The sequence below is a fragment of the Ralstonia sp. RL genome (genome assembly GCF_001683835.1).
GTDB classification, from domain to species: Bacteria; Pseudomonadota; Gammaproteobacteria; order Burkholderiales; family Burkholderiaceae; genus Ralstonia; species Ralstonia mannitolilytica.
This window is the reverse complement of record NZ_LWRX01000228.1, coordinates 1-1,956: the sequence shown is the minus strand read 5'-3', so window position 1 is coordinate 1,956 and position 1,956 is coordinate 1. Positions and strand designations below refer to the sequence as shown.

The following is a 1,956-nucleotide window of genomic DNA, read 5'->3' as shown; positions in this document are numbered from 1 at the left end:
CACGCGCAAGAACATCGACGAGTTCACCCGCACCACCGCTGGCGCGGTGGAAAAGGTCGGCGGCGCGAAGAAGGGCAAGGCGATCATCGTGATCAATCCGGCCGAGCCGCCGCTGATCATGCGCGACACCGTCCACTGCCTGACCGAGAGCGAGCCGGAGCGCGACGTGATCACCGCATCGGTCCACGCGATGATCAAGGAAGTGCAGAAATACGTGCCCGGCTACAAGCTCGTCAACGGCCCGGTATTCGACGGCAACCGCGTGTCGGTGTTCATGGAAGTCGAGGGGCTGGGCGACTACCTGCCGAAGTATGCGGGCAACCTCGACATCATGACCGCCGCCGCCGCCCGCACCGCCGAAATGTTTGCCGAGGAAATCATCGCCGGCAAGCTGACTTTGCAACCGATCGCCGCATAAGGAATGGATATGACACTCAAAGGCAAGAAAGTCACGCTGCACGACATGACGCTGCGCGACGGCATGCACCCGAAGCGCCACCAGATGACGCTGGAACAGATGAAAAGCATCGCGCAGGGGCTCGATGCCGCCGGCGTGCCGCTGATCGAAGTCACGCACGGCGACGGCCTGGGCGGCTCCTCCGTCAACTACGGCTTCCCGGCGCACACCGACGAGGAATACCTGTCCACGGTGATCCCGCTGATGCAGCAGGCCAAGGTGTCCGCGCTGTTGTTGCCCGGCATCGGCACCGTCGACCACCTGAAGATGGCGCGCGAACTGGGCGTGAGCACCATCCGCGTAGCGACCCACTGCACCGAGGCCGACGTCTCCGAGCAGCACATCGGCCTGGCGCGCAAGCTCGGCATGGATACCGTCGGATTCCTGATGATGAGCCACCGCGCGTCGCCGGAAAAAATCCTGGAGCAGGCCAAGCTGATGGAAAGCTATGGCGCCAACTGCATCTACTGCACCGACTCCGCCGGCTACATGCTGACCGAAGACGTGAAGGCGCGCATCGGTCTGCTGCGCGACAAGCTGAAACCGGAAACCGAGCTGGGCTTTCACGGTCATCACAACTTGGCGATGGGCGTGGCCAACTCGATCACCGCGATCGAATACGGCGCCAACCGCATCGACGCCGCCGCCGCGGGTCTGGGCGCCGGCGCCGGCAACACGCCGATGGAAGTGCTCGTTGCCGTGTGCGCGCGCATGGGCATCGAGACCGGCGTCGACGTGTTCCAGATCCAGGACGTGGCGGAAGACCTGGTGGTGCCGATGATGGATTTCCCGATCCGCATCGACCGCGACGCGCTCACGCTCGGCTACGCCGGCGTGTACGGCTCGTTCCTGCTGTTCGCGAAACGCGCGGAAGCCAAGTACAAGATCCCGGCGCGCGAGCTGCTGCTGGAGCTGGGCCGGCGCGGCATGGTCGGCGGCCAGGAAGACATGATCGAAGACACCGCATTGACGATGGCGCGCGAACGCGGCCTGATCTGAAGGGGAATGCCATGAAACTGGACAAGAGCACGATCGCGAAACTCGCGCAGCACCTGGAAAACTGCGAGCTGCAAGCGCGCGACACCGTCAAGATCACCGATGAATATCCGGACATGGACTGGGACGATGCCTACGCGATCCAGGACGAGATCAAGCGCCGCAAGGTGGCGCGCGGCGCGCGCATCGTCGGCCTGAAGGCGGGCCTGACCTCGCACGCGAAGATGACGCAGATGGGCGTGGATACGCCGGTGTTCGGCTTCCTGGCCGATTACTTCGCGCTGCCGGAAGGCGGCGAGGCGAAGGTGTCCGAGCTGATCCATCCGAAGGTGGAGCCGGAAATCGCCTTCGTCACCAAGGCGCCGTTAAAGGGCCCGGGCTGCCACATCGGCAGCGTGCTGGCCGCGACCGACTTCGTGATGCCGGCCATCGAGGTGATCGACTCGCGTTACCGCGACTTCAAGTTCGACCTCAAGAGCGTGGTGGCCGACAACTGCTCGTCG

Annotated in this window: 2 protein-coding genes and 1 pseudogene; all 3 read left to right on the top strand. The window is 64.2% G+C overall.

Features of this window, described 5'->3' with window-relative positions; all coding sequences use genetic code 11:
• Positions 1 to 418: pseudogene (locus A6M56_RS20955) on the top strand (acetaldehyde dehydrogenase (acetylating)); the annotation flags it as partial.
• Between the two features lie 9 nt (positions 419 to 427).
• Positions 428 to 1,456 (top strand): 4-hydroxy-2-oxovalerate aldolase, encoded by a 1,029-nt coding sequence (gene dmpG, locus A6M56_RS20950; RefSeq protein WP_286758379.1) that lies wholly within the window; start codon positions 428 to 430, stop codon positions 1,454 to 1,456.
• Between the two features lie 11 nt (positions 1,457 to 1,467).
• Positions 1,468 to 1,956, top strand: a 489-nt coding sequence (locus tag A6M56_RS20945) for an FAA hydrolase family protein (RefSeq protein WP_502686949.1), incomplete at its 3' end; no start/stop codon positions are given.

Excerpts from the sequence above, each read along its gene's own strand:
- dmpG (WP_286758379.1), top strand. The coding sequence starts at position 428 with ATGACACTCAAAGGCAAGAAAGTCACGCTGCACGACATGACGCTGCGC.